This is a genomic window from Cohnella phaseoli (assembly GCF_003386235.1).
In the GTDB taxonomy this organism is placed as follows: domain Bacteria; phylum Bacillota; class Bacilli; order Paenibacillales; family Paenibacillaceae; genus Cohnella; species Cohnella phaseoli.
In genome coordinates, this window is record NZ_QRDZ01000015.1 from 1 (window position 1) to 26,810 (window position 26,810).

General features: G+C 52.9%; 25 protein-coding genes. 17 read left to right on the top strand and 8 right to left on the bottom strand.

All coding sequences use genetic code 11. The annotated features are described in order from the left end of the window. The first annotated feature begins 795 nt into the window (after window positions 1-795). Window positions 796-2,847 (top strand): glycosyl hydrolase family 18 protein, encoded by a 2,052-nt coding sequence (locus DFP98_RS18685; protein WP_116062293.1) that lies wholly within the window; start codon window positions 796-798, stop codon window positions 2,845-2,847. A 137-nt stretch (window positions 2,848-2,984) separates the two neighbouring features. On the opposite strand, the gene DFP98_RS18690 is transcribed toward DFP98_RS18685, so the two are convergent. Beyond that, entirely contained in the window at window positions 2,985-3,602 is a 618-nt protein-coding gene (locus DFP98_RS18690; RefSeq protein WP_116062125.1) for a hypothetical protein, read from the bottom strand. A gap of 193 nt (window positions 3,603-3,795) precedes the next feature. Between DFP98_RS18690 and DFP98_RS18695 the strand changes: the two genes are divergently transcribed. Genes DFP98_RS18695 through DFP98_RS18710 form a run of 4 tightly spaced genes read left to right on the top strand, consistent with a single transcriptional unit; the run spans window position 3,796 to window position 5,459 of the window. Next, on the top strand, window positions 3,796-4,425 hold the full coding sequence (locus tag DFP98_RS18695; protein WP_116062126.1) for a hypothetical protein: 630 nt from the start codon (window positions 3,796-3,798) through the stop codon (window positions 4,423-4,425). Beyond that, complete coding sequence (locus tag DFP98_RS18700) at window positions 4,419-4,946, top strand: accessory gene regulator ArgB-like protein (RefSeq protein WP_116062127.1); 528 nt, start codon at window positions 4,419-4,421, stop codon at window positions 4,944-4,946. Before DFP98_RS18695 ends, DFP98_RS18700 begins: the two co-directional genes overlap by 7 nt. After that, on the top strand, window positions 4,943-5,065 hold the full coding sequence (locus tag DFP98_RS18705; RefSeq protein ID WP_116062128.1) for a cyclic lactone autoinducer peptide: 123 nt from the start codon (window positions 4,943-4,945) through the stop codon (window positions 5,063-5,065). Before DFP98_RS18700 ends, DFP98_RS18705 begins: the two co-directional genes overlap by 4 nt. 19 nt (window positions 5,066-5,084) lie before the next feature. After that, the gene (locus tag DFP98_RS18710; RefSeq protein WP_116062129.1) at window positions 5,085-5,459 is read left to right on the top strand and encodes a LytTR family transcriptional regulator DNA-binding domain-containing protein; all 375 of its coding nucleotides are present in this window, start codon (window positions 5,085-5,087) and stop codon (window positions 5,457-5,459) included. An 85-nt stretch (window positions 5,460-5,544) separates the two neighbouring features. Here the strand turns inward: DFP98_RS18710 and DFP98_RS18715 are convergent, their stop codons facing one another. Genes DFP98_RS18715 through DFP98_RS18725 form a run of 3 tightly spaced genes read right to left on the bottom strand, consistent with a single transcriptional unit; the run spans window position 5,545 to window position 9,269 of the window. Continuing rightward, a complete protein-coding gene (locus DFP98_RS18715) occupies window positions 5,545-6,627 on the bottom strand; it encodes a GerAB/ArcD/ProY family transporter (RefSeq protein ID WP_116062130.1) in 1,083 nt (360 codons plus the stop codon). Window positions 6,628-6,672: 45 nt separating this feature from the next. After that, window positions 6,673-7,797 (bottom strand): Ger(x)C family spore germination protein, encoded by a 1,125-nt coding sequence (locus tag DFP98_RS18720; protein ID WP_181917780.1) that lies wholly within the window; start codon window positions 7,795-7,797, stop codon window positions 6,673-6,675. Window positions 7,798-7,811: 14 nt separating this feature from the next. Then, window positions 7,812-9,269, bottom strand: a complete 1,458-nt coding sequence (locus DFP98_RS18725) for a spore germination protein (RefSeq protein ID WP_116062132.1) — start codon at window positions 9,267-9,269, stop codon at window positions 7,812-7,814. Between the two features lie 177 nt (window positions 9,270-9,446). On the opposite strand from DFP98_RS18725, the gene DFP98_RS18730 reads away from it, so the two are divergent. Next, a complete protein-coding gene (locus DFP98_RS18730; RefSeq protein WP_116062133.1) occupies window positions 9,447-11,108 on the top strand; it encodes a hypothetical protein in 1,662 nt (553 codons plus the stop codon). 176 nt (window positions 11,109-11,284) lie between these two features. On the opposite strand, the gene DFP98_RS18735 is transcribed toward DFP98_RS18730, so the two are convergent. Further along, window positions 11,285-11,929 carry a hypothetical protein gene (locus DFP98_RS18735; RefSeq protein WP_116062134.1) on the bottom strand — a complete coding sequence of 215 codons (645 nt, stop codon included), beginning with the start codon at window positions 11,927-11,929 and terminating at the stop codon, window positions 11,285-11,287. Between the two features lie 367 nt (window positions 11,930-12,296). Between DFP98_RS18735 and DFP98_RS18740 the strand changes: the two genes are divergently transcribed. From DFP98_RS18740 to DFP98_RS18750, 3 genes are read left to right on the top strand one after another with little or no spacing between them, the layout of a single operon-like run. After that, window positions 12,297-13,115 (top strand): HAD-IIA family hydrolase, encoded by an 819-nt coding sequence (locus DFP98_RS18740; protein WP_181917781.1) that lies wholly within the window; start codon window positions 12,297-12,299, stop codon window positions 13,113-13,115. Next, window positions 13,112-13,993 (top strand): metallophosphoesterase family protein, encoded by an 882-nt coding sequence (locus DFP98_RS18745; RefSeq protein ID WP_181917782.1) that lies wholly within the window; start codon window positions 13,112-13,114, stop codon window positions 13,991-13,993. Before DFP98_RS18740 ends, DFP98_RS18745 begins: the two co-directional genes overlap by 4 nt. A 12-nt stretch (window positions 13,994-14,005) precedes the next feature. Then, the gene (locus DFP98_RS18750) at window positions 14,006-14,584 is read left to right on the top strand and encodes a glycerol-3-phosphate responsive antiterminator (RefSeq protein WP_116062137.1); all 579 of its coding nucleotides are present in this window, start codon (window positions 14,006-14,008) and stop codon (window positions 14,582-14,584) included. 63 nt (window positions 14,585-14,647) lie between these two features. On the opposite strand, the gene DFP98_RS18755 is transcribed toward DFP98_RS18750, so the two are convergent. Then, entirely contained in the window at window positions 14,648-15,466 is an 819-nt protein-coding gene (locus DFP98_RS18755) for an SPL family radical SAM protein (protein WP_116062138.1), read from the bottom strand. A 249-nt stretch (window positions 15,467-15,715) separates the two neighbouring features. On the opposite strand from DFP98_RS18755, the gene DFP98_RS18760 reads away from it, so the two are divergent. Beyond that, entirely contained in the window at window positions 15,716-16,141 is a 426-nt protein-coding gene (locus DFP98_RS18760; protein WP_181917783.1) for a GreA/GreB family elongation factor, read from the top strand. A 104-nt stretch (window positions 16,142-16,245) separates the two neighbouring features. Here the strand turns inward: DFP98_RS18760 and DFP98_RS18765 are convergent, their stop codons facing one another. Together DFP98_RS18765 and DFP98_RS18770 are read right to left on the bottom strand one after the other, a co-directional pair. Then, the gene (locus tag DFP98_RS18765; protein WP_116062140.1) at window positions 16,246-16,638 is read right to left on the bottom strand and encodes a type II toxin-antitoxin system HicB family antitoxin; all 393 of its coding nucleotides are present in this window, start codon (window positions 16,636-16,638) and stop codon (window positions 16,246-16,248) included. After that, window positions 16,635-16,889, bottom strand: coding sequence for a type II toxin-antitoxin system HicA family toxin (locus DFP98_RS18770; RefSeq protein ID WP_116062141.1), 255 nt, complete (start codon window positions 16,887-16,889; stop codon window positions 16,635-16,637). The genes DFP98_RS18765 and DFP98_RS18770 overlap by 4 nt, the downstream gene beginning before the upstream one ends. A 139-nt stretch (window positions 16,890-17,028) precedes the next feature. Here DFP98_RS18770 and DFP98_RS18775 point away from each other — a divergent pair, with 139 nt between their 5' ends. The 7 genes from DFP98_RS18775 to DFP98_RS18805 all read left to right on the top strand — a co-directional run bounded on the left by DFP98_RS18775 (window position 17,029) and on the right by DFP98_RS18805 (window position 26,322). Then, window positions 17,029-18,837, top strand: a complete 1,809-nt coding sequence (locus tag DFP98_RS18775) for a cache domain-containing sensor histidine kinase (RefSeq protein WP_116062142.1) — start codon at window positions 17,029-17,031, stop codon at window positions 18,835-18,837. Continuing rightward, window positions 18,830-20,425 (top strand): response regulator, encoded by a 1,596-nt coding sequence (locus tag DFP98_RS18780; RefSeq protein WP_181917784.1) that lies wholly within the window; start codon window positions 18,830-18,832, stop codon window positions 20,423-20,425. The genes DFP98_RS18775 and DFP98_RS18780 overlap by 8 nt, the downstream gene beginning before the upstream one ends. 91 nt (window positions 20,426-20,516) lie before the next feature. After that, window positions 20,517-21,887 carry an ABC transporter substrate-binding protein gene (locus DFP98_RS18785; protein ID WP_181917785.1) on the top strand — a complete coding sequence of 457 codons (1,371 nt, stop codon included), beginning with the start codon at window positions 20,517-20,519 and terminating at the stop codon, window positions 21,885-21,887. A 64-nt stretch (window positions 21,888-21,951) separates the two neighbouring features. Then, window positions 21,952-22,833: a carbohydrate ABC transporter permease gene (locus DFP98_RS18790; protein WP_116062145.1), complete on the top strand. Its 882-nt coding sequence runs from the start codon at window positions 21,952-21,954 to the stop codon at window positions 22,831-22,833. Window positions 22,834-22,846: 13 nt separating this feature from the next. Next, window positions 22,847-23,680 carry a carbohydrate ABC transporter permease gene (locus tag DFP98_RS18795; protein WP_116062146.1) on the top strand — a complete coding sequence of 278 codons (834 nt, stop codon included), beginning with the start codon at window positions 22,847-22,849 and terminating at the stop codon, window positions 23,678-23,680. 18 nt (window positions 23,681-23,698) lie between these two features. Then, window positions 23,699-25,498, top strand: coding sequence for a glycoside hydrolase family 36 protein (locus tag DFP98_RS18800; RefSeq protein WP_116062147.1), 1,800 nt, complete (start codon window positions 23,699-23,701; stop codon window positions 25,496-25,498). A 5-nt stretch (window positions 25,499-25,503) separates the two neighbouring features. Then, a complete protein-coding gene (locus tag DFP98_RS18805; protein ID WP_181917786.1) occupies window positions 25,504-26,322 on the top strand; it encodes an MBL fold metallo-hydrolase in 819 nt (272 codons plus the stop codon). Window positions 26,323-26,810: the final 488 nt, after the last annotated feature.

Here is a 26,810-nt window from a genome sequence, read left to right on the forward strand (position 1 = left end):
GAATGGGTCATGAGTCTAGATGACCGGTCAAAATTCTTCTGGCCGAGAAAGAACGTGAAATAAAGAGCATAACTGCGACATGAGTCGGTTTGATACGGAAGACTCCGGAATTAGGGGGTCGCACCGTTAAGGCGGAAAATCCACCTTAAATCTCCCGGAAAGGGTGTCGCAGCGAATTTAGAGCGGATTGTCCGCTTTAAAAAATCAATAACTAGCGTGTGCTCCCTCTCAAGAGGATCGAATTAACGGGCCAGTAACTGCGTTATAATGAAAACCACTGTCAGAGGTTACCCGAGTACTACGAAAGGCCAAATCTACTAACAAGGGCGGTTCCTACAAAACAGACATCGACTTCAAGAACGGGCAACTTGCTCGTTTTTTCTTTTGTCTTATAGGACCAAAGACCTCCAACTCTCAGCGAATACGACAAGAGAAGCGAATTTCCATCATCGTAATTTATCCCGAATCACGGAAATTTCCCCCTTTTTCTTCCTCTTATTTTCACAGACAATATAGGCAGAAACCGATTACAATTGCATCCAATCTATGTAAACGTTTTATCTCGATGACAGATTCGTAGCTTGCGCCCTCGCTTATTTTTCGACAAATTTACTCTATCAAACTGTCTGATGCAAACGGCAAATCGGTCAATTGGAGGTGAGGAACAACAAACTGTGCTGAGGCAACGGGAAGTGATTCAAAACATCGGTTTTGAAAGCGTTGTCATTCGATTTTCCAATCTAAAGGAGGCAGAAAGTAGTGGAATTAAGAGGAGTGTCGTATCGTAAAAGCGCCATGATTTCGTTGATAGCAGCTCTCGTGTTTTCGTTGTTTCAGTTTCTGGGTTTGCCCGGCGTGAAAGCAGAGGCTTCGGGTAACGATTACAAGATTGTAGGCTATTATCCTTCATGGGGCGCTTACGGGCGCAATTATCAAGTGATGGATATGGACGTTTCCAAGGTAACTCATATTAACTATGCTTTTGCCGACATTTGTTGGAACGGACGGCACGGCAACCCCGACCCGACGGGGCCCAATCCGGTAACCTGGACGTGTCAGAATGAAAACAGCCAATCGATTAACGTCCCGAACGGAACGATCGTGCTGGGAGACCCGTGGATCGATACCGGTAAAAGGATGGGCGGAGATCCGTGGGATGCGCCTTACTCCGGCAATATTGCCGAGCTGAATCGTTTGAAGGCGGCCAATCCGCATCTGAGAACGATCATCTCTGTGGGCGGCTGGAGCTGGTCGAACCGCTTTTCGGATGTGGCGGCAGATCCGTCGACTCGGGAAGTGTTTGCGAATTCCGCCGTCGACTTTTTGCGCAAATTCAATTTTGACGGGGTGGATCTGGATTGGGAGTACCCGGTAAGCGGAGGACTGCCGGGGAACAGCGTGCGAGCGCAGGACGGGGCGAATTACGTGCTGCTGCTGCAAAAGATAAGAGAAAAGCTGGACGCCGCAGGAACGGCGGACGGCAAGTACTATGAATTAACCATCGCATCCGGAGCAAGCCCAGCTTATGTGGGCAACAACGATTTGGCCGGAATCGCACAGGTTGTCGACTTCATCAACATTATGACTTACGACTTCAATGGGGGATGGCAGACGGTCAGCGCCCATAACTCTCCTCTGTATTACGATCCGGCCGCGACGGCGGGCGGGGTTCCCAATGCAGCCGATTTCAACATCGCGACGGCGGTGCAGACATACTTGGATAACGGCGTGCCGCCGACCAAGCTCGTGCTGGGTACGCCGTTCTACGGCCGCGGCTGGGGCGGCTGCGCCAATGCGGCAAGCGGTCAGTACCAAGCGTGCAGCGGGGTAACGACGGTCGGAACTTGGGAGAAAGGTTCGTTCGATTACTCCGATCTGGAGAACAACTATATTAACAAGAATGGCTACACTCGTTATTGGAACGACGTGGCGAAGGTTCCGTACTTGTACAATGCTTCTAACGGCAATTTTATTTCCTACGACGATACCGAATCGTTCGGCCACAAGACCGACTATATTAAGTCAAAGGGACTGGCGGGCGCCATGTTCTGGGAGTTTAGCGGCGATCGAAATAAAACGTTGCTGAACAAGCTGACGAGCGATTTGAGTGGTCCGCGCATTCCGGTGGAAACCGTGCCGCCAACCGTTCCGGGCAATCTCCGGACGACAAATGTAGGCTCTTACAGCGTAAGCCTGGAATGGGATGCTTCTACGGACAATAGCGGAGTGGCAGGCTACATTGTATCCTACGGAGCAGGCGGCGCAACCGTAAACGCTACGTCGACAACCGTCGGCGGGCTGACACCGGATACGCCGTATACTTTCACCGTCAAGGCGGTGGACATCTTCGGCAACGAATCGGGAGTCAGCAATGCGGTTTCCGTCACGACGGAGCCATCCAACGATATTACGCCTCCGACGGCTCCGACGAATTTACAGGTCGGCGCGAAGACGGTAGACAGCATTGCTTTAAGCTGGTCGGCTTCCAGCGATGACGTCGGCGTTACAGGCTATACGGTGACTTATGGCACGAATAGCATCGATGTGAACGCTACTAATGTAGTCATAAACGGTTTAGATGCGGACACTTCCTACACCTTCAGCGTTACGGCTCGCGACGGGGCAGGGAACGTGTCGGCTCCGACTACGATCCAGGCAAGCACCCAGCCGGTAAATGCGTGCACCGAGCAGGAATGGAGTACCGGAACAGTCTATACGGGAGGACAGCGAGTGTCCTATAACGGCAATGTGTACGAAGCCAAGTGGTGGACGCAAGGCGAACGGCCCGATTTGAGCGGCGAATGGGGCGTATGGAAGCTGATTGGCGCCTGCGGGGCTATCGGTTAAAACATAGTGGCCGTGCAGGAGGATAGTCAATGTTCTTGGTTACTGAGTAATTAAATAATCGTCCTTTCGAATCAGGCGCAAGCGCTGCTCGGGAGGACGATTTTTATTTTTCGGAATTGCGCGTGGGGATTCGGCGCTTATCTCTTCATTATCCAATGATGCAAATCTACTGCGCACTCTCTATAAGATCCAAGTCTATGGTTAACATGTCTTATTTCCGAATAATACTGCGAGAGTCCGGAAGACAGTTTATTCAAGCACAGCTCCTCGTTCAATTCCTCCAAAGCATTCGACTTCAGAAATTTGTTTAAGTCGCGGAAGTAGGATCTCGGCAGAAATTTAAGATCTGCGTCACTAAAAAGTTCCTTCCTCTTCGGATGAATCACGCTGAAAACGACAAATTGATTGCACTGTAGGTCGCAGTTCACCATTTTCAAAAAATCGTTTTCAATAAATCTGCCGATCCTACCCGTCAGGAAGTAATGATCCCACATGAGATCCCAGGAATACATCAGCTTGAATTCAATTAAATCGGTTACTTCTTCTGCCACGTTGTAGATGGCTAAATCAACCTGACTGCGCACTAGATTCACAAGAATTGGAAGTTCTCGTTTCACCAACTTACCGTTTATGTGCATCTTCGAAGCTACTTTATCCCGGATTCCGCGTTCCTCTTTGCCTGTCAGTTGAATAAATGCTTGTTCGTCCGGTTCAAATTGGTAGTTGAAATAAGAGACCAATTCATCGATGTTCACTTCTCGTCACGTCCTCAACCCATACATTATCCCACTATATCCCAAATATCACCCGATCACAAAGCTTCTAGTTCCCAGGAGAATAATTAAAATTATTTAATGTTGTCAAACAAAATGGATTTATATATCCTAGAAGGAAATAGGGATTTTATCATACTTAATATACATGCTGTTTAGACCAGAGGAGATATAAATGGGCACATTTCTTGGGTATATGATTTTCTCTACGTTTGATGGTCTTGCAGTATACGCCTTTATTTTATACATATTCAGAGTTGATCTCATGAAATTTATAGGGCCGATTCTGTTGATGATTACAGCGACGAATGTTCAGAGCTTTATCATTCGCGACGAGCTTGCGTTAACGGCAATCTCTCCGATATTTAACATCATTTTAACGATCTTGTTTCTGGCGATATTCATACGGATTCCGTTTATTTGGGCGATCGTAATGACCGTTACAGGATATACGGCTTATGTTTTGCTTCAAACGTTGATCATATTGTTGTCAGATGACTATATGTCTATTGATCAGATACAGGAATTTGTTTGGAGAGGCTATTTGCTTCAATGTATTACAGGGATAGTGGGCGTAGCAATCGGCTGGTTGCTCTACAAAATGGGCTACGGATTTTCTTTTGAATTTGAGAAGCTGCGACTTAAGTGGGAGAGAGTTTTCATTATTTTATTCTTGTTATGCTTCCTTAGCGTTCTTTGCGTCATCATGTACTTCAAAGTTGTTTTTACGAATCTAATCGTTCTTGCAGTTGCTTTATTTATTTTTCTAACCTACGCCTTTCGTAAGGAGGAGTCCAAATGGTAGATGGACTTTCCAGGCAGCTTGCAGTAGGAATTAAGAAAGTCGTGCCCGAATCGCCGCAAAGTGTCGAGGTGCTTAAGTACTCGATTTCATTTATTCTTAACACCTTATTTATTATTGGTTTCTCTTTGTTGATTTCTCTATTTACTGGGAAAGTGAATGAGGTTATTATTGTATTAATTGGGTACGCAATCCTGAGACAAGTGTCCGGTGGAGTTCATCTGAAATCCGGGACGTTATGTATTATTGTTTCGACTGCGGGCGCTACGGCTTTGTCGTTCGTCAGTTTTAATTCGATGATCTTGCTTCTGGTAACGGCGCTACCTTTGCTGCTCGCGCTGGTGTTTGCACCTTCTCGGATCGAAAAGCAGACGCGCATTCCTGCGAAGTACTATCCTTTACTCAAGCTTGCGTCGCTAGCTATTATTGCGAGTAATCTGGTTATCCAATCGGATGTGCTCGCTGCGGCTTTTCTCCTCCAGACGCTTACCCTGATCCGAGGAAGGGAGGTGGAAGGCGAATGAAAAAGAAGCTGTTTCTTACTCTAGCTTCATTGCTAGGCGGTTTGGCTACGATCATCGTAAGTACGGCAAGTTGGTCGTATGTTCATCAAGAAGAAACTCCAGCAGAATTGTTGAAGTAAATTTCGGAGATGGTGAGCCATGCAATTAACTGTTACAAGGGACATCGAAGGAAAGAGCGGGATTTCGAATCTTCCGGTTCGCGACATCCTGTTCCTTCAATCGGATCTGACATCGAAGTGGATAGCTGTTCACACGCTGGACGACCAGTTCTACATTCCTGGTACTTTGATCTATTGGACGGAAGCGCTCAAGCAGGGCGGCTACCAATTCGAGAAGGTGGATCGGAACATCGTTGTCCATGTACCGAGAATTTGCAAAATGGATCGCATCTTTGTCAAAGCCTACTTTGAAATAGAAACAACCAGCCAATCGAAAAGTATTACTCTGTCTCAGAAACATTTTAAGCTTTTGGACAAGCAGTTAAGAGGAGTGCAGGGAATCGTATATATATAGTAAAATGCTGAAAGAGTAGGGAGCCATCGTATTTGATGCGGTGGCTTCTTCGCGTTGGAATCGAACTGTATATTCTTTTCCCTAATCATCGTTTTTTCTTGCGGAAGAGCGAAGCGACATACAGCAGCACGACGCTGCCTCCTTCAATGGACAAGGCGATGACGGGGAACCAGAAATCCAGATAAGGCGGCCACTGCCCAAAGCTTTCCGTGGCGGTTAGTACGGGAAGGACGATAAATATCGGACTTAACGCGTAAACCCAAATTTTGTGACTCTTGGTGCGGAACAGCTCAGAGCAACCTTGGGAGATCGAATAGTACAGCGTAGCGTACGTAATAAACGAACCGGAGACAAACACCAGCAGTGTCAGCACCTCGATTCTCTCGAAAATGATTAGCTGAGTGACTCGAGTGAAGACGTAAATCGGGTTTTCCATCTGGCTGGCCATAGGGATGCCCAAAACCGCGATACTGTACAGCAAATATCCGGTCATGACAAGCGCCCCTAGAAACACCGCATTCGCTTTGACTCTAAACGTCTTCCTGGGATGACGCAGATAAGGCATGAGCATCCCCATCAAGATACAGATACCGAACCAGCTGCCGGGATAAATGGCCCCCATCAAAGCCGGACGTACCCCGTTCTCGAATTGCGGTAGCAAATTACGGAGTTCTAAGTCCGGCATAGAAGTGGCGAACAGAATTAACGAGGTAATCAGCATGATCGTTCCGAGAATCTGGCTGAGCCGGGCGATCGTTTCAATCCCTTTGATTGCCGCCCAGCCCGAGCACAGAGTCAGCGTCGACGAGAAGGCGATGAGCGGAGTGTCGGGGAGCAGCGAGCTGGACAGAAGGTCGCTGTAGATCCAGATAGCCGTCACGCACACAGCGATGAAAAAGAGCAGCACGATCACGCTGATCAAATTGCCGACAGGGCCCAGAATCGTCCGCGAATACTGAACAAACGATTGATTGGGATATTTAAGGCCGAGACGGTACAGCAGCAGAGCGACGAACACGTCGATTGTGATGCCTAGCGCCATAGATAGCCATAGATCCTGCTTCACCTTCGGAATAAGCTGCGAAGGCACGGAAAAGAAGGTAAGCGACGCGATGGATACGAAAATGATAAAGAAGAACTGTCGCTCTGAAATTTGCTGTTTATTCATGCTTATCTTCCTTTTCGGGAGCCGATCCGGGGAACGGGGCGGCTCCTATTGGAGCAGTCCCGTTCTTCTAATCCGGAAGGAGACGGAAATTTCCGCGTCTACTTGGCGAAGCTCCTTGTCCCAGTTGGATTTACGTTTTTTCCATTCCGACGGCATGCTTCTGTGCAGCGCTTCTCCGAAGCCGATCACATCGCTGGCATAATTAACGAACAGCTTATCGATCGTATCTTCCACCGCTAACTTCACTTGCTTGTTTAGCGTATCCCGGAGCATCGCTTGCTCCGTACCAAAGTGCAGCGGCAGAGTGGCGGTCAGAACTTCGGCTTCTCCTTTGATCCGTACCTTCATGGCAAGCCGATCCCCTCTTATCAGCGGCGTAACTTTGACTCGAATCGAGTTCAGGCTGTAGCTGACGCTTTCTTCCTTGGCGAAGTCGGTATGGAAGCTGCCTCGCCGACTGACGCCGGTCAGCCAATTAACGATCTGGCTTTCCTCCCCGCTAAGCCATCCGACCATGCGATCGTTTTTGAATACGGCCGTATCCCCGATCTCCATAATGTCGGTTTTTCCGCTTGCGTTGAACGGTCCGATGCCCGGACTGACGGCCTGATAACCGATTTGATTCAGCCGGGGCAGGAACTGGTACATCTGGACGTCGACCTGGAGCGGACGTTTCCAATCGCCCTGCAAATATTTTCTCCATTCCTCAGACGGGACGGGTTCAAGCTCCATCGCTTTATCGAGCACTTGGCGCGCTGGCAGTCTTGACACGAGCACCCAACTGTTCAAATTCTGATTTGTCTCCCGCCAGAAATAATCCAGCGTATCGTCCAACCCTCGGCGGGCGAATTGTTCGTTGATCAGTACGACTTTCGTTTGCGGGAAAAACAAGCTCTTTTTCGCTTGATGCTGAATGCGCTCCACCGCTTCCTGGATCGTGACTCCGATGGCGTCGTAGTTGACGTAAGGCCTGCGCTGCTGGCTTCCTCCGCCGGCAGCGACCGGCAGCGTCGGATTGGACAGCTGGAGCGTCACCCGAACCATGCCGTCCTTGGCGGGATCGAGTCCGATCGCCGATACGACGGTCAATTGGTCGAAGTTGATCTGTCCCCAGCAGCCGCTGATAAGCATCATCGCCAGCAGGCAGATGCCGGCTTTGAGAAGCTTCATAAGAGGCATCTCCTTCAGGCCCGTCGCCGCGAATTTTTTTTCTTGCTCAGCATGAACCAAGGAACGCGAAAGATCGTTTTCAGAAATTCTTTCTTGCGGAATGGGGCAATGGGTGTCAAATACGGCACGCCGAGCGATTTGATTGAAGCCAAGTGTATGCCGAGCAGGAACACGCCGATCATGATGCCGTACAGTCCGAACATCGAAGCCAGCAGCACCATTCCAAAACGCAGAATTCGCACCGTGCCCGATAAAGCGATGGACGGAATCGTAAAAGAAGCGATAGCCGTCGCCGCGACGACGATGATAGCGGGAGAAGAAATAATGCCGGCCTGTACGGCCGATTCCCCAATGACCAATGCGCCGACGATGCTGATCGCCGAACCGACCGAACGCGGCATCCGGACGCTAGCTTCCCTCAGCACCTCGAAAGTCGCTTCCATCAGCAGCGTTTCCATAAGCACGGGGAACGGAACGCCTTCGCGGGCGGTCAGAATACTGCTGAGCAGCTGCGGCGGCACCATTTCCGGATGGAAGGTCAGCGTTCCCACATAAAGGGACGGCAGCAGCAAATTCATAATAAAACCGACGTAACGGAGCCAACGGATAAACGTTGCTACCGGATAAGCCAAATACAAATCCTCGGTTGTGATCAGAAAATGAACCAGCGTCGTGGGCAGCGCAAGCGCAAACGGAGTTCCGTCCACGATAATGGCGACCCGGCCGTCCAGCAAAATGTTGGCGACATCGTCTGGCCTCTCGGTGCTGTATACGGTTGGGAAGATGGAGGCCGGATTGTCCTTGATCAATTCCTCGATATATTGGGATTCGAGCACGCCGTCGATCTTCACGTTGCGAATCCGGCTTTTGACCTCTTCGACTATGGACGGCTTCGCTCTCTGATCGATGTACATCACGGCGACATCGGTATGCGACAGCTCGCCTACTTTAAGCTTGTCGACGCGGACGGCAGCGCTGCGCAGTCTGCGGCGGACAAGCGAAATGTTGATGTCGAGCGATTCTACGAAACCGTCGCGCGGACCGCGCACAACGGTTGAGGAGGGCGCTTCTTCGATCCCTCGCCTGTCCCAGCCGCTCGTCTGTATTGTGGCAATACCTCTGGCGCCGTTCAATAAAAGCAGCGTCCAGCCGCTCATGAGCATAGGGAGCGCTTCGTCTATCGTGTCGACGACTTTAGCCTCGGGAGCGGAGACGAAGGAGCGGCACAGCTCATCCAGACATTCGGACGGATCTGTCGAAGGAAGAGGCGAGGTCTGCAGGGACAGCAGGGGCGTGAGCGTCGTCAACTGCAACGTACGCTTGTCCACGAGACTGTCGATCCACATCAGCAGCGCCGGAGTCGCATCTTGGCCGATACGGCATTCCCGCGCGATCAGATCGGAGCTTTCCCCCAGGCGAAGCTCAAGCTCCCGCCTTCGTTCCGGCAAGGCATACAGGTGTTGTTTCTTCATCTTGTCTCGCCTTTACAATGTGATGGTCAGAAAGCTGACGCCTATTCTCTTTCATTCTCTGTATCTCCATTCCGCAGGTCTCTAATTCGGTTGCTCCTGTTTCCAGTAAATAAAAAATCAACTAAGCTCGGTGTTCACTCGTCTATATGGGTACAATTGATTTTTGGAGTGATGCCAATGAGGATTAAGCTGGCTGTTGCCGCGGCGATTCTGCTATCCGGTACGGCGTGCAGTTCTGCCCCGGCTCAAGAGAGACTTATCGAGGAAAAGGCGAGCGACCGTTCTGCGCTTGCGAATAACGAAGGGGTCGTCCAAGCCTCGATCGTACAAGCCGCCGATAAGGCGGACAACGAAGGGGATGTCCCGCTATCGTGGGAGAACTACTCGAATCGGGGTTCGGTTCAATTGCTAAAAGGAGGATTAAAGCAAGCGGAACGTATCGTAAAGGAAACGAGCCTGTATGCGGTTGACGGTTCGCGGGAGCCCAAAGTTGTCATCTATGCGCGCAAAAACGACACCGATCATCTTTATGCGGCCCTGATTAAGGGAGAGGCTGCATACGATTTAGGAGCGATAGCGGGCTATTCTTACGATCAAGACAATCAGCTGACGGTGCGCAATCTATGGCTATTCGGCAAAGAAGCGTTCAAAATACAAGGCTCTGTCGGAGCGGCCGCCTCGATTAGCCGCTACTTCGAGCTGGTAGACGGCGTTCCGAAGCCGCTGCTTGTCGTGGATGAAGGGCATGCTTTGGAGATGGACGTCGACCATGACGGGCAGTTGGAGGTGGTTTCTGCCGCCGGAACGAGTCCGCACATGGCGGTATATCGGTGGAATGGCGGGCGCATAGAGCGAAGCTCGTTGAACGATGCCTTGCAGACCGATGCGGTATCTATTACCGATGAAGGCGCGATTTTGGCCGCTTACGGACAGGATGATCGTTCGTCGTATAAGCTGTACTGGCTGCAACGGAACGGATTAAAGCATTTTCAGACTTATTCGAGGGAGGAGTACGAATCGGAGCGCTTCGTTGCAATCCCGTATACGAGCGAGGAGGTGCTTCGCATTCGTGAGCTTGCCGACGGCTTGCGCGTTTTCGAGCCGTTCGTACCGCGCAAAGGCATTGCGACCGATTACGGGGTGGAGGCGGAACGGGAACGGGATGGCGTACTGAAGCTATCGTACCCGCATTTCTCGATTCGTCAATCGAAGACGGATCTGCGACCGAAGGATAGCGGAGGCGTATCTCCCGAGAAGCGGTATTTTCCCGATTATACGGCGGAATGGATCGGATTTCCCGACAGCGAGGCGGGTGGGAGTTGGTATTTGCAGCGAGACTCGACGTATCTGTCGATCAGCACGGCCAAGCCGTACAGCAAGGAGCAACTGCTGTTCGTCGCCGCGTCGCTTGGGCCTCTGGAGGAGCTGACGCTATCCGACGGGTCCTCTCCAGCCGTCGTCAATCCGCCGCAAATTACGCGAGAGTATTTGTTTGCTCTAAAGGCGGTTAACGAGTTTGCTTCGGCATGGGCTCGCCGAGATCCCGAGGCCGGGCTGAAATGGGTAAGCGAAGATTGGAAGGCGGGCAAAGACCCTGAACAATTGGACGCATTCTTTCGCGGAACTTCCAATCCGCACCATATGACCTTCGAGTTGTCCGGCAAGCGTCGCGTCGACGATCATACGTATTTGTTTGCTTTGCGGCTATACGAATACTACTCGGGCCAGCCGGATTCCATCCTCGGCTTCCCTGCCGATTACGGCCGGGGCTGGACGATCGAAGCGGTCAGAGAAGGAGAGAACGAAGCGGGCGAAGGGGTTTGGCGAGTTCGACCTTAGAGGCGTAAGGCAGACCTCACGGGGCGCGCAACGATCTGGGAGGCCGTAATAGGAGCGGAAACGATCGTCCGAACTGGCAAGTGCCGGACAAAGAAAAGCCCAAGCGGCAAGGGAAGCGATTTTTCGCATCCTTATGTCGATTGGGCTTTTTTACATCTCATTCCGATAAGAAGTCGTTACGCATAACTGACGATAGTATGGCAATAATCGCATTCCTTGCTTTCTCCGGGCCGCAGCACGGTTCTTGCTCCGCAGGTGGAGCAATTTAGGGTTCTTGGCGGAGACCTATCCGCCGCATCCGTTGGAGGATTTGCCCGATCCGAGATCAACACTATCGTATGGGTAATCGGATCGATATGAACGTTCGGCAGCAGTCCCAAATAAGCCATTCTCTCCAGCTCGTGACCGACGACAATCGGCTGCAATCCCACGTTAGCTGCGATTTGCGCCATGGAAGTCAGCCTCTGTTCGTAAATCATGGAACGATACTGATCGTAGCGCAGCAGCATAGCTTTATTCGATCTGTTCGCCTTGACGTACATGAAAATACTAGGCAGTAAGAGGAACGCGATACACACCAGATAAACCTCTAAAATCGGGCTGCCATCGGTCGCCAGGCTGTTTATGTAAGAGACGGTCATTAAGATAAATAGAACTAAAAGGGTGTTGGCGCAAATTTTGTAATCGAGAAGTCTAAGATGAGGATAATTTCTATGTTTAGATGCCCGCAAAAAAATAAGAACGAAACCTGCGGGGAAAAATACGAACAGAACCAGGAAAATCACCCAGCCCGGATAAAACGGTCTTCCGTTGGCAGCCACTAACCTCTCTCCTTCGACATGTTGTTTCCCTAAATCTGACATAAACCGACTTCATTATATCATGCAATAAACATTTCACTATACCTTTACGGAATCGAAAAATGTTGGTTGCAACGGTTTCGATTCGCAGATTCGGCGCTGACGGTACGGACGGGATTGGCGTAACCGTCCTTTCTCTCATTGCCAAAGACGCAGGGATGTGCCATACTGTACGTGACGTTTGGAGTGACGGACGAGAGAAAGCTCCGAATGGCAAAGGGACGCGACTATTCGCGGTCTGTTTGCCGTTCGGAGCTTTTTGCCGTTCCAGGAGCGTTGTCCGACTCACATTCAAACAATTTATGTCCGAAAAAGGGGGAAAACGGTCTTGCATAGAGAATTGTTTTATTCATTCCAAGCCTATTTTTTCGATCTGGACGGCTGCGTCTATTTTGGCGACGCCCTTGCGCCGGGCGCGACAGAGGTAATCGATGCTTTAAAACAATCCGGCAAACGGGTAATTTTCGTGACCAACAATTCCCGTTCGTCGGCCAAGACCATTGCCGAAAAGCTGCGGACAATGGGATTGGAGACGCCGTCCGCGGATGTTGTAACCGCAACAGATTGCGTCGGGACGTATTTATCGGAGCGTTATGGCCGGCTTTCAATCCGGGCGGCGGGCAGCGATGAGCTCTGCGCGGCGCTGAGCGCCGCCGGGCACATCGTCGTCTTCGATAACGAAGAAGCTGCGGTCGATGCGGCCGTCATCGGATTGGATATCGCCTTTGACTACCGAAAGCTGGAAATGCTCGGCGCTGCCGTCGGGGCCGGCGCGCGCTTGATCGCGGCCAACGCCGACTTGTCCCACCCTGGGCTCGATGGCGGCAAAGTGCCGGAGACGGGAGCGCTCGCCGCAGCGGTCGAAGCGATAACCGGGCTGCGGGCGGAATATGTCGGCAAGCCTGAGCCGCACCTGTTTGCCTATGGGCTGGAGCGATGCGGAGCGCGGCCTGAAGAATGCGTAATGATCGGCGATAATTATAATACGGACATTGTCGGCGGCCGCGGCGCGGGAATGCGCACCATATGGTTAGACGGAAGGACGGCGGCGGAACGAAGCCGAACCGCGGACGAGTATCGCGCTGCGGACTGGATCGTGGAGGATCTGGCGGAGCTAAGGCGAATCATGGAGGGATTAGACGTATGAGAATCGAGCATGTGCCGGTTCCGAATCAGAAACAAGCGATTATTAAAATCGAGGGCTTAATCCGGCCGCTATCGCTGCTGCATGTGACGGATTGCCATATGAACGAAACGGATTTAAAAGACGGGGAAGAGGCATTCGCGGAATCGATGCGTCTTTACGGATTTGACGCACTGGCGACGCGAAACCACTTTGACGATGCGCTGCGTTATGCCAACGACAAGTCGTTCGACTGCGTCGCGCTGACGGGCGATGTCGTCAACGGGGCCACGACAGGCAACTTGGAGCATCTTGAAGGGCGTCTGAAGAGACTTGCCATGCCGTATCTGTACACGCCGGGCAATCACGATTGGGAGTATCCGCATCAGAGCTGGGGCGAGCGGACGCGCGCGGTCCAATATCCGAAGTTCGACCGGATTACCGGAGGACAGCCTGCGTATCGGGCCATTGCGCTGCAGGGCGTCAACCTGGTCGCGATCGACAACAGCACTTATCAGATTACGGAAGAGCAATTGGCTTTTTTCCGGGAGCGGTTGGCCGAGGGGCTTCCGACGCTGTTGTTCTCGCATATTCCGATTTACGTTCCCAGCCTGCTGCCTGAAGTCGTGAAAATTTGGGGATCTCCGATTATGATGGCGGCGGAAGGGTGGGACGAGAAGCTTCGCAAAGAATGGATGGTCGAGAAAACGACGGCCGCGACCCGAGCATTTTACGAGCTGCTGCTGAACAATCCGTATGACAATTTCGTCGGCGTTTTCTGCGGTCATGTTCATTTCGGCCATGCGTCGCCATTCGGACGAGGCTCCTGCCAATATGTGACAGAGCCCGGATTTGCCGGCGGCTATCGCGTCATTCATCTATTGCCTGCCACTTCACCATAGGAGGATAAAAAGATGTCGTTGCTGCATCTTCTTGCCGGAAGGCCGGTCATCGCCGCACTGCGTACGAGCGACGAACTGGATATCGCGTTAAGCAGCCGCGTCGACCATCTCTTTTTTATGGGGGGAAGCTTAACGGACGTCATTCATGGCGTACGGCTGGCGCGGGAGCAGGGCAAAGGCGCGTTCGTGCATCTCGATCTGATCCGCGGCTTGTCGAGCACCGATCGGGAGAGCGTCGAGTTTGTCCGCGACTTCGTCGGCGCCAACGGAATCGTGACGCCCAAAAGCCATCTGATCAAGGAGGCGAAGCAAGCGGGCTTGTACGCGGTTCTTCATCTGTTCGTGCTGGATTCGTTGGCGCTGGCCAACGGGCTGAAAATGGCGCAAACGATGAAGCCCGACGCGGTCGAGTTGATGCCCGGCGTTATTCCTAAGGTGGTTAGCGCGTTCGCGGACGCGCTTCCCGACATTCCGCTGATCGCCAGCGGTCTGATTCAGACGGAGGACGAAGCGAACGGCATTCTGGATGCAGGGGCGACGGCACTCTCCGTGAGCGAACGCGCTTTGTGGAATTTCGAGTATGGAAAGTAGGCGTACTTGAACTGTGAAAAGAAGCGAACGTCGGCCGGATGAGGAAATTTGCGAGTTCCCCCTCTACGGCTCGAAGCCTTCGCGACTGACGAATATCCGCTCGGAGGGGAACGCTCGGCCAAGCCGCTCCAGTACGGTTCGATAAGCTGTCGGACGGTTCCATTCCTGCAGATCCAGCCTGTCGTACAGCGAATGGATACCCAAGCTGCGCGTGCGCTTACCTCCGCTGCCGTCGCCCATAAAATAATCGTCCACGCACACGCGATCCGTAGCTTGCGCCAGCAGCTCCGGGAAAGCTTCGGTGCTAGGCAGCACGGGAGCGACCGCCGCTTGCGTCAGAATTCCGGCGGCGGTCAGCTCGCGCAGCGCATGCAAGCGAGCGGGGATCGGCGGGGCGTAAGGGGAGAAGGCTTTGCGAATGTCTTCCCGGTCGGTCTCGACCGTCATGCTGACGCGCACCCGATCGCCCAAACGTCCGAATAGATCGATATCCCGGGTCACGAGCGGGCTGCGCGTCTGCACAAGCAGGAAGTCGGGCGGCTCATCGGCCATTGCCTCCAGCAGCGATCTCGTCACCTGCTCCTTATGCTCGATAGGCTGGTAAGGGTCTGTGCTGGACGACATAAAGATCGTCACCGGGCCTTTGGCTTTAGCTTTGCGCAGCTCCTTAAGCAGCAGAGCGTCAGCTCCCCGTTTTACGTCCACCCATGCGCCCCATTCGCCTTCCCGGAACAGGTTTACCGGCATTTGCCGCACATAGCAATAGGAGCAGCCGAATGTGCAGCCTGTATAAGGATTCAGCGAATGCGTGTATCCGCCGAGGAATCCGGTTCCTTTGTTAAGCAGCGTCTTCGGATGTTTGTCCTGTATATCCGGCTTCATGTCGTCTCCCCTTTCTGCGATATTTCCTATATCCAGTATAACTCCGAATGTGAACATATGTACGCTTTTTGGCATGAAAAGGCAAGATTGCATAATTCCTATTAGTCGGAAAGCGGTAAGTCTGATATGATATGGATAAGGCCCTTTTCGCGAGGGCCTATTTTCTTATAGGGAGGAAACGGTTTATGAAATCGTTGTTTAAGCTGCTGACGGAGTATGTATCTGCGGGCAAGGAAGGTGAAACTCTGTATGAGCCGTAGTGTCGAGACAGCGTTTCGCGAAGATTTGCTGGAGCAGTTGACCTATTTCGAGAAGGAAACGTCCGAGCTGCTGAGAAAAGCGCATCCCGACGCGGCTAAGAGAGATGCGATTCACGCTTTAATCTCTGCATACTGCGATCATATTCAAGCCTATTTGGATGGCGATATTATCGGCGAGACCGATGCTTGCGTATGGATCGGCTCAACCGTCACGATCGTCGATGAGCTCGACGGTTCGGAGGAGCAATATAAACTCGTATTGCCGCACGAGATCGACGCCGACCTGGGCCACATCTCCTTTTTGTCGCCATTGGGCAGCCGCTTGCTGCTTGCCCGCAGAGGCGACCGGATCGAGGTCGATTCCCCGGCGGGCAGCTACGGCGTTATGCTGTTTGAAACCGTCTACAGAAAATAACGCTGTCGGCGCAGCTTGCAGACCCAGAATAAGGGACATACAATATGGATACGAAAGGACCTCAATCCGCTAAGTCGGAAATGGGGTCCTTTTTGAAGGCTGTTCTACACACCTAGTTGGTTTAACCTATAATTTTTAGTCGATATTCCGCGTTCGTTGAGCTCCTTTTCCGCATCGCGAGCTAGATGTTCGGATACCCAAGCATTTAGACTGCTCCCAGCAGACATTGCGGCTATAGTTACAAGTTTATGTTGTTCTGCAGTTAATCTAACAAGAAATTTTCCCGAGAAGGGTTTCTCCGGTTCTTCTCCTTCAGATTCGCAAAATTCAAGATAATCCTCGATTGAATCCTGAAACGCTTGCCGAATGTCGTCTACAGTTTTGCCTTGAAAAGTGACGACATCCCGAAGATACATTACCTCTCCGTGCAGAATGTTTGCATCTAAATCCACTTCAACTTTTCCGACATAACCCTTGTACTCTAAAAGTGTAGTCATACAGGTACACCTGCTTCCTCTAAAAATCTCCGTACTGATTTTACAGCGCCTTTGTCCGTCACATTTTCTGGATGAGGGCGATGAAAGACGGCTTTGCGGCCATTCAGTTTAACGCGAACGCGAGACCCTTTGCCTTCTGAAATTTCTCCGCCAAGCCCACGGAATAATGACTCTATATCATCCCATGCAATGTCTGCCCGAACCGGATTCTCAAGGATTTTGGATAAGGTATTCAGTTGCTTATTATTCATATTCCGTAGTATCACCACCTGATACTATTATATGCCTTGTTCTTAGACGGAGTCAAAATTATTATATGAAGTTTGGCCGAACGTGCGTCTATGCTATGATGATACTCATCCAAAAGCCTGCGACAAGGAGCCGATAGCGATGAGGGACGGAACTGGCAATTGGTTCAGAAACCAACGAATTCAAAATAAAATCATTTTCATTTATTTTCCTCTGGTGTTTATTCCCCTGCTGCTGCTGGGCGTTCTATCCTACCAGATCAATACGGAGGCGATTATCGCCAAAACGAAAAAAAATATGCAGGACGAGTCTCGCCTGATCACGACGAGAATCGATACGATTGTCGCCAACGCGGAGAGCTTCGCCAACAACGCCATGCTGGATTTGAACAAGGAGGTCGAGCTGAAGGCGTCCGAGACGCCCGACGAGCTCGGCGGCTCCCAGCCGCTTAGCGAAGATCACGCGCTGCGCAGTCGAATCGAGAACAAGCTCGATTTCGCCCAGTTGATCTTTCGCGAGGTTGAATCGGCGGTGTTCGTCGATCGCTACGGCAACGTGTACACGACGGACGCCGAACTGACGCAAGGAACCGCCGAAGCGCTGGACAGCGCGATGTTCCGCGAAGTGCAGGCGAGCAACGGCATTATGAAGTGGTTTCCGATGGAACGCAGAGACTACTGGGTGATGAATAAGGAGAAGGCCGTGCTCACCGTCGGCAAAAAAATATTGGATACCGAGACGATGGATACGCTCGGCTACCTGTTCGTGAATGTCAGCGAGAAGACGCTGTCCTCCGTCTATCATCCGGTCGGCCCGTCTCCGGCGACCGGCTATTATATTGCCGACGAACGCGGAGTCGTTATTTCCTCCTCTGATGAGAGCCGGATTTTGCAGCCGCTCGAGTCGGAACGGAAGGCGGAGATTTATTCTGAGAACGCTGTGCTCAAAGAGACGAAGGATGCGAACGGCAGCAAGGTTTTGCTGATGGCGACCCCCTTCGGGCAGACCGGCTGGAAGCTGGTCAACGAGGTTGCGCTGCGAGACTTGACCCGGGAATCGCGCCAAGTGTCCCGCATCATTCTGATTGTCGGCGGCCTGTGCTTATTGTTTGCCTTAGTCGGCGCGATTGTGCTGTCCCGCGCGATCGCTACGCCGATTATTTCGCTCGCCAAGCATGTCGGACGCATACGCGACGAGAACATCGACCGTCCGGTGGAGGTGAATAGCCGCGACGAGATCGGCATTCTCGGCTCCGGTCTTAACATTATGCTCGGGCGCGTGAACGATCTGTTGGTCAAGGTGAAGGAAGAGCAGCAGCTGAAGCGCGAATACGAATTCGCGCTCGTCCAGAACCAGATCAAGCCGCATTTTTTTTACAATACGCTCGATCTCATTTACGTGCTATGCAAATCAGGGGAGAACGAGGAAGCGGGCAAGGCGACGAAAGCGCTGGCCGATTTCTACCGGATTGCGCTGAGCAACGGAAAAGAGATCATCACGGTGCGGGAAGAGGCGCGTAATTTGGAAAGCTATCTGTACATCCAGAGCGCCCGCTATTCCGATCTATTTGATTTTGGCATCGATATTCCGTCAGAACTGCTGAACTGCGCAATACCGAAGCTGACGCTGCAGCCGCTTGTGGAGAACGCTATCTATCATGGTCTTAAGGAGAAGGGCAGCTTCGGGCATATTCGGGTGACCGGCTGGCGCGGCATCGACCGGATCGTGCTAAGCGTGTCCGACGACGGAGTCGGGTTTCCGCAAGAGGAGCTCGACAGGTGGAGAGACGGCAAGCCGGAAAACAATTCCTTCGGACTGAAAAGCGTAGACGAGCGGATTAAGCTGTACTTCGGCGATCGGTTCGGCCTGCGGATTCGCAGCGCGGCAGGAGAAGGCTCGGAGGTTACGGTGGAAATTCCTTTGACGAATGGAGAGCGGGAACATGTATAAAGTTATTTTTGCAGACGATGAGGCGGTATTCCGGACTTATTTCAAAAAGGTAATCGACTGGCAAGCGCACGGCTTCGACCTGTGCGGCGAAGCGAAGAACGGGCTGGAGGCGCTGGAGCTGATCGAACGGGATACCCCGGACATCGCCTTCATCGACATTAATATGCCCTATATGAACGGAATGGATTTGGCGGCGAAGATCAAGGAGAAGCATCCTTCCGTATTCGTGCTGCTCGTCACCGGACATAGTGAATTCGAGTACGCAAGGCAGGCGCTGAAAATCGGCGTCGACGATTACATTCTCAAGCCGTTCGACGAGGAAGAGCTGATCGTGGCGTTGGCCAAAATCAAGGGCGAAATGGAGAAGCGCCGCATCGAGCGCGACAAATCGCTGAAGGAACGCCGGGTATGGAAGGAGAGCTTCCTGAACCTGCTGATCAGCAACGAACACGCCGACGACAACGAGACGATACGCGAGCAGTTGGAGACATTCCAGATGGGAGCGGGCCGTATTTTCCAAGTCGCCTCGGTCGAGATCGACAATTTGCACGAGCAATGGCCCGATTCGGGAGAAATCCGTCTGCGCAAATACATCATCGCCAATCTGCTGAACGATCTGATCCAGATCGAAGGCACCGGCTTCCCTTTTAACGGACCGGAAAACCGCGTCGTCTCGCTGCTGCAATATTCGGACGAAGAGGCGGCGGAGCGTTTTACTCCGGACGGTTACGCCAAGCTGTGCGCGCTCATTTCCAAGCATTTCGGCTTCGGCGTGACGGTAGGCGTCGGAACGGCGGGACAGGGAATCTCGTCGATCCGTCATTCCTACAAGGAATCGGTCATCGCGCTGCGCAACAAAATTTCGATGAGCCGGTCGGACGTACTCGTCTATCGCGATATGACATCCAAGGCGGCGAACATTGGCTTTTATCCGAGCGAGATAAACGAGAATTTGCTGATTCATCTGCGGCTGCACGAGGAGGAGAAAATCAAGAGCGCTCTTGAGGAGATCCGGCAGTACATTCGCGATCGGCAGTTGTCCGGCGAGTACATCCACATGATCATGGCCGGGCTGGTATCGTTGTGCCTGACGTACATTTACGAGATCGGCAAGCAGGTGGACGATTTTCTGCCGCCGAGCTTTTCCCCGTTCGAGGCAATCACGAACAAGTCATCGCTGGACGAGGCGTTCGAATGGATCGCCGACCTGTATTTGAGCGTGGCGGGACACTCTAAGAGCATGAAGCGTTCCAAGTCCGGCAACCTGCTGACGTCGGCCAGAGAATACATCGATGCGCATTATATGGACAGCCAGTTAAAGGTGGAGGACGTCGCCAAGCACTTCTACATTCAACCGCGATACTTGCTGAAAATTTTTAAGGAAGGGCTCGGCATGAGCGTCAGCGATTATTTGTTCGAGACAAGGATGCAGAAGGCGAAGGAGTTGCTCTCCTCCGGGCGCAATCTGCGACTGACGAACGTCGCGGAGATGGTCGGCTACGGCGATCCCGCGCATTTCAGCAAAAGCTTTAAACGGCATACCGGACTGTCTCCCAGCGAATACGAGGCAACCCGACAAAGAGGTTGAAATGTACAAATGTGTTCCGATTCTTCCCTCACGGCGGCAAGAAAAAACCGTTTACAATGAAATTGACCACAAGACAAGGGGGAAAAATACAGTGAACCATTTTTTGAAAAAGCCGGCAACGATGCTGGCGCTGCTGTCCATGGTCGCGCTCTCGTTGACGGCCTGCGGCTCCGACAATAAGGACAACAACGCGCAGCCGAGCGCATCCGTTTCGCCATCCGCAACCGCGAGCGGCTCCGCTCCCGCAGAGGAGACGAAAGCTCCGGAGCCCGGCTCGATCAAGCTGAAGTTCTATGCGCAATACAGCGGCGTCGAGATGCCGGTCTACGATGCGGCCAAGGAAGCTATGAAAACGATCATGCCGGAAGTCGACGTCGAATTCGAAGTGGCGGCGCAGGATGACGAGCAGAAGATCAAGACATATGCGGCGGCGGGAAGCCTGCCCGACATCTTCTTCGCTTCCAGCGGATTGATCGAGACGTTGAAGAAATCCGACAACCTGTATGTGATGGACGATGTTGTCAAGGAGCTGAACATCGAGTCGTTGCTGAACGAAAGCTCCAAGCCGATGCTGTGGAACAAAGACGGCCACTCCTACTCCGTTCCGAACGTAGGACAATGGGCTGGCGTGTTCTACTACAACAAAGATTTGTTCGCGGAGCATAACGTCAAAGTTCCGACGAACTACGACGAGCTCCTCGAAGCGGTCAAAACGTTCAAAGCGAAGGATATCACGCCGCTTGCGCTGTTCGCGAAGGAAAAATGGCCAGGCGTGCTTATGCTCGATATGGCCGTCGTCGGCTCTGCCGAGCCGGGCGGGTTGAAGCGTCTGGACAACGGCGAAGGTGACTTCTCAGAAGAAGTGTATCTGAAAGGCGCTCAGAAAATCGCCGAGCTCATCCAGGCGGGTCTGCTGAGCAAAAACGCGTTCAACACGACGGCAGACGACGCCGCGGCGCAATTCAAGTCCGGCAAAGCGGCGATGCTGCTGAACGGCGCTTGGTCGATGGCAGCTCAGTACGAAAACCTCGGCGATAAGCTCGACATTATGTACAACCCGCTCGCGGACGCCGACAAGGCGGACCAAGTGCAGTGGAGCATGAGCGGAGGAGGCTTTAACCAAGGGTTTGCGGTATCCAAAAACTCTAAAAACGTCGAAGCCGCAGCCAAATACGCAGCGCTGTTCTCGATCGAATTCGCCAAGCAGCGCGTCATCCAGTTGGCTGACCCGAACTCGATTCTCGTCGAGAAGGTCGTTCCGACGAACGGCCTGAACCCGGTGCAGCAGAAGTATGCGGACGATTCCGTCAACTTTAAATCGATGACGACGTTCGCATGGGGCTACGAGAACGCCAAGTACAAAACGTCCATCGAAGACAATACGCAGAAGCTGTTCGCGGGACAAAAGCCCGAGGACTACATCAAGGACATGAGCAAAGCGCTCGAGAACGCTCGCAAATAACCAAGCTCGAAAACAGGTTGTCCCCGGCATCTTGGGACGACCTGTTTTTCGGAAAGGAGGATTTATGAATTCCAAAAGAAGCTACAACATTGCGCTGCTCGTGTTTACTTTGCCTACGCTTCTGTTCTTTACCGTCATCGTCGTCTATCCGATCCTTCAGACGTTCCAGAAGAGCTTCTTTGATTGGGATGGACTGTCTACGCCGAGCTTTATCGGCTTCGATAACTACGTCCGGCTGCTGGACGACGACGATTTCTGGGTATCGCTTAAGAACGGCTTGATTTTCGCCCTCGTCCTCGTCGTCTACCAGATCGGTCTCGGCACGCTGCTCGCCATCGCGCTGAGCACGAAGAGCTTGCGCGGACGCAAGTTTTTCCGGACGAGCTATTTCGTACCGGTCGTATTGTCCGGCGTTGTCGTGTCCCAGCTGTGGATTGCAATCTACAACGCCGACGGAGGCTTGATCAACAGCCTGTTCCACCTGTTCGGCATCCAGTACGAGCAAGCCTGGCTGAGCGGCGAGCATACGTCGATCTGGGCGATCGCTTTCTCCGGGGCATGGCATCATCTCGGCATCCAGCTCGTGCTCATCTACACGGCGATCAAATCGATTCCCGAGCAGCTGTACGAAGCCGCGACGATCGACGGCGCGCCGTTCTGGAAGATGCATTGGAAAATTACGATTCCGCTGCTCAGCGAAACGTACAAATTCTGTCTCGTCATCGCGATTACAGGCGGTCTTAACGCGTTCCAGAACATGTTCGTCATGACCAACGGAGGACCGGGGAACATTTCGTACACGCTGACGTTCATGATGTACAAAGCCGCGTTCCGTTCGGGCGAATACGGTTACGGTTCCGCCGCTGCCGCGGTTCTGGTGCTGGAGTGCCTGATCTTTACGATTCTGATCAACAAGTTTATCGCAAGGGAAAAAATCAGCTACTAACGGAGGGGATCCTATGTTCAAACGGTTGGCTTCTCGAGCGTTGACTTACGGTCCGCTCTCGTTCTTCTTGCTGGTCAGTCTGTATCCGCTCGTCTGGCTGCTATTCTACTCGTTTAAGGATAACGAAGAAATTTTCTCGACCAACGTATTCGGCATTCCAAATGAGTGGCGCTGGGAAAATTACAGCAACGCTTTCGGCGTGTTCGACATTGTCGCTTATTTCAAGAACAGCTTGATCGTCTCGATCGGAACGGTAATTTTTACAGTTATCCTGGCGCTTATGTTCTCTTACGCGGCGGCCCGGATGCGCTGGAGATTCGCGAATGCGAGCCGGATCTATATGACCTCGGGCATGTTTATTCCGATGCAGATCATCCTTATTCCGCTGCTCATTCTCGTTCGCGACATGCATCTGCAGAACAGCTATTTCGCGGTTATCGTTCCTTACGTCGCCTTTCAGCTTTCGTTTGCGACGATCATTTTCTACGCGTTCTTCCGGTCGTTGCCCTATGAAATCGAAGAGTCCGCTGCGATTGACGGCGCTAGCATATATACGACGTTCTTCCGCATCATGGTACCGCTCGTGAAGCCGGCGATCGCGTCGGTCAGCATCTTCGTCTTCCTGTTCGCCTGGAACGAATTCCTCGTCGCGCTGATCATGATCAGCGACAACGCGCTGAAGACGCTGCCGCTCGGCCTGCTGTACTTCCAGACGCAGTTCGGCTCGGATTGGGGCGCGATGGGCGCGGTAATGGTCATCTCGACCATTCCGACGATTCTCGTCTACCTGCTGTTCTCCGAGCAGATCGAGAAGGCGCTGACCGTCAGCTCGGCCGTCAAAGGGTAAAGGGGGATTGGCATCAAAATGGTACGAACAGATCGAATAGATATCGAGGTTCGGAGCGGGAGCGAGGATAGGGAGTTCAGATTCTCGGTCGAGCCTGTGGCGCATGGCGAAGGCGAGGGCATCGCGTACTATCGTTTCGCGATGGAAGGAGACGAGCCCCGCATTCCTGAGGCGGTCCGGCTGAGCTGGATGTTTCCAGCCGTCGACATCGCGGGGTACTGGGATCCGGGCGCGAACCGGGAACGGGGCATTCGGATCGATTTTAACGAGCCGTTCCAAGCCAAAGCGACGTCGCTTGCCCCGGTCTGCTCGCTCTATAATGCGGCTGGCCGCAATCGGCTGACGGTGGCGTTGTCCGATGCGATGAGACCGATCCGCATGCGCGCGGGGCTCCACGAGGAGACGGCCGAATTCGAGCTGTGGCTGGAGCTGTTTACGGAGGCTTGTCCGCCGATGGATCGGTACGAGGCGACGATTCGCATCGATACGAGAGATATTTTCTATGCGGACAGCCTGCGCGAGGTGGGCGAATGGTGGGCAGGGCTGCCCGGCTACGAGCCTGCGGCAGTTCCGGAGATCGCGCGGCTGCCGATGTATTCGACCTGGTACAGCTTCCACCAGCAGCTTGACCCGGCGGAGATCGAGAAGCAGTGTCTGCTCGCCAAGGAGCTTGGCTGCGAGGCGGTTATCATTGACGATGGCTGGCAGACGCTGAACAACGAGCGCGGCTACGCCTATTGCGGCGACTGGGAGGTGTCCCCGGACCGAATCCCAGATATGAAGGGCTTCGTCGATCGGGTGCATGCGCTGGGCATGAAGTTTATTTTGTGGTATTCCGTTCCCTTTGTCGGACGGCACTCCAAGGCATGGAACCGTTTCGCCGGAAAATATATCAATACGTACGACGGGCCGGATACGGCGGTCTTCGACCCGCGTTTCCCCGAGGTTAGGGAATATTTGATCGGCATTTATGAGAGGGCGCTGCGGGAGTGGGATATCGACGGATTTAAGCTCGATTTCGTAGATTCCTTTAACTTGTCGGAGGAGATGAGGTATACTCTTGGCGAAGGAAGAGATTACGACTCCGTACCCGAGGCGGTCGACCGTCTATTGTCCGATGTAATGGAGCGGCTGCGGGCGGTTAAGCCGGACGTCATGATCGAGTTCCGGCAGAAGTATATCGGCCCGCTCATGCGCAAATACGGCAATATGTTCCGCGTCGCCGATTGCCCGAACAGCTACAGCCAGAACCGGATCGGATCGATCGATATCCGGCTGCTCAGCGGCAATACAGCCGTGCATTCCGACATGATGATGTGGCATCCGGGCGACAAGCCGGAGAACGTCGCGCTGCAGTTTATTCACGCGCTGTTCTCCGTTCCTCAGCTTTCCGTGCTGATCGATCGCATTCCCGAGGAGCATCGGCGCGTTGTCGGCTTCTGGCTGTCGTTCTGGCGCGAGTACCGGGAGCTGCTGCTCGACGCTCCGCTGCATCCGTCCGCGCCCGATTTTCTGTACCCGGTCGTCTATGCGCGCGACGGGCGCCGCTATTTAGCCGCGGTGTACGGGCAGGGCGTCGTTGCGAAAGCGGACGAGCGGTCGGACGATTATTTGTTCGTCAACGGAACGGCGGACGACGCGATCATCGTCCAGCTTGGAGAGAAGCTGGTGGGAACGATGACCGTTCTCGATTGCGGCGGCTCGGAAATCTCTAGAGTAAACGTCCGTTTGGACGAGGGCGTGCATCGGCTGAAGATGCCGCCGTCGGGACTGCTTCATATGCGGCGGTCCGACACTTCTATCGATGGGGAGCGATGAAGAGCATGAAAGTCCGTTTTCTTGGAACTGCCGCTTTCGAGGGCATTCCGTCTTTGTTCTGCGGTTGCGCGCTGTGCGCGAAGGCTAAGCAAATCGGGGGCAAAGAGTTACGCACGCGCACATCCGTCATGATTGACGACGACCTGAAGGTCGATTTTCCTCCGGACACCTTGTTGCATATGCACCGCGACGGAATCGATCTCGATCAAGTCAAGGATTTGTTGTTCACGCACTCCCACTCCGACCATCTGTACGCGGAGGATCTTGTCGCGAGATTTCCGGGATATGCGCAGGCGCAGGAGCGTCCGATTCACGTATACGGCAACGACATTACTTTGGCGAAGATTCGCCAGGTATTCGAGGCGAACGGAGGAGTAAAGGACTGCTACAAGCTTCATCGGCTCCGTACGTACGAGAAGGTAGAACTGCAGACGGGAACCGCCGTTCCGCTGCTCGCTGCGCACGACCAGAACGAAACTTGTCATCTCTACTATATCGAGAAGAACGACAAAGCGATTTTCTACGGCCACGACTCCGGCAAATTCCCCGAGGAAACCTGGGAGTGGCTGAAGGACAAGAAGCTGGATCTCGTCGTTCTCGAATGCACAGTGGGCAAAGTCGACTACTGGAAATCGCATATGAACGTCGACGCCGTGCTGGAGGCAAAAGCCAGAATGGAGCAATACGGCATGTTGAATGCGGACGCTCGCATTGTCGTCACCCACTTCTCGCACAACGGCGGCCTGTCGCATACCGACTTGTGCGGAATTTTCGAGCCTCACGGCATCGAAGTGGCTTACGATGGTTTGACGGTCGAACTGTAACTAACTATTGGAGATATAAGCGGAGCTGTTTCGCGGGCCTTACGGGGTCTGGCGAGACAGCTCTTTTTTTGCGACCGATGGGCGACTGCCCGTTACGGCCTGGCGGACCGTTACGAGAGGGAAATCAAGGGTTTGCCTGCTTCTAACGGTCTCCCGGACCGTTACGAGAGGGAAATCGAGGGTTTACCTGCTTCTAACGGTCTCCCGGACCGTTACGAGAGCGAAATTGAGAGTTTGCATGACTCTAACGGTCTCCCAGACCGTTACGAGAACGAAATTGAGAGTTTGCATGACTCTAACGGTCTCCCAGACCGTTACGAGAGCGACTTAGACCAGTTTTGGCGCTGAGTGGAGGGGATTGAGCGAACAAAGTTGTCGAGCAAAGGAAAAACATCGAGGTCAATACAAAAGAAGGAAATTTCAGGGAATCTGTCGAAATATGAATCATCAACTCCTGGAGTATCCTACAAGCAAATTGATTGCTTTGT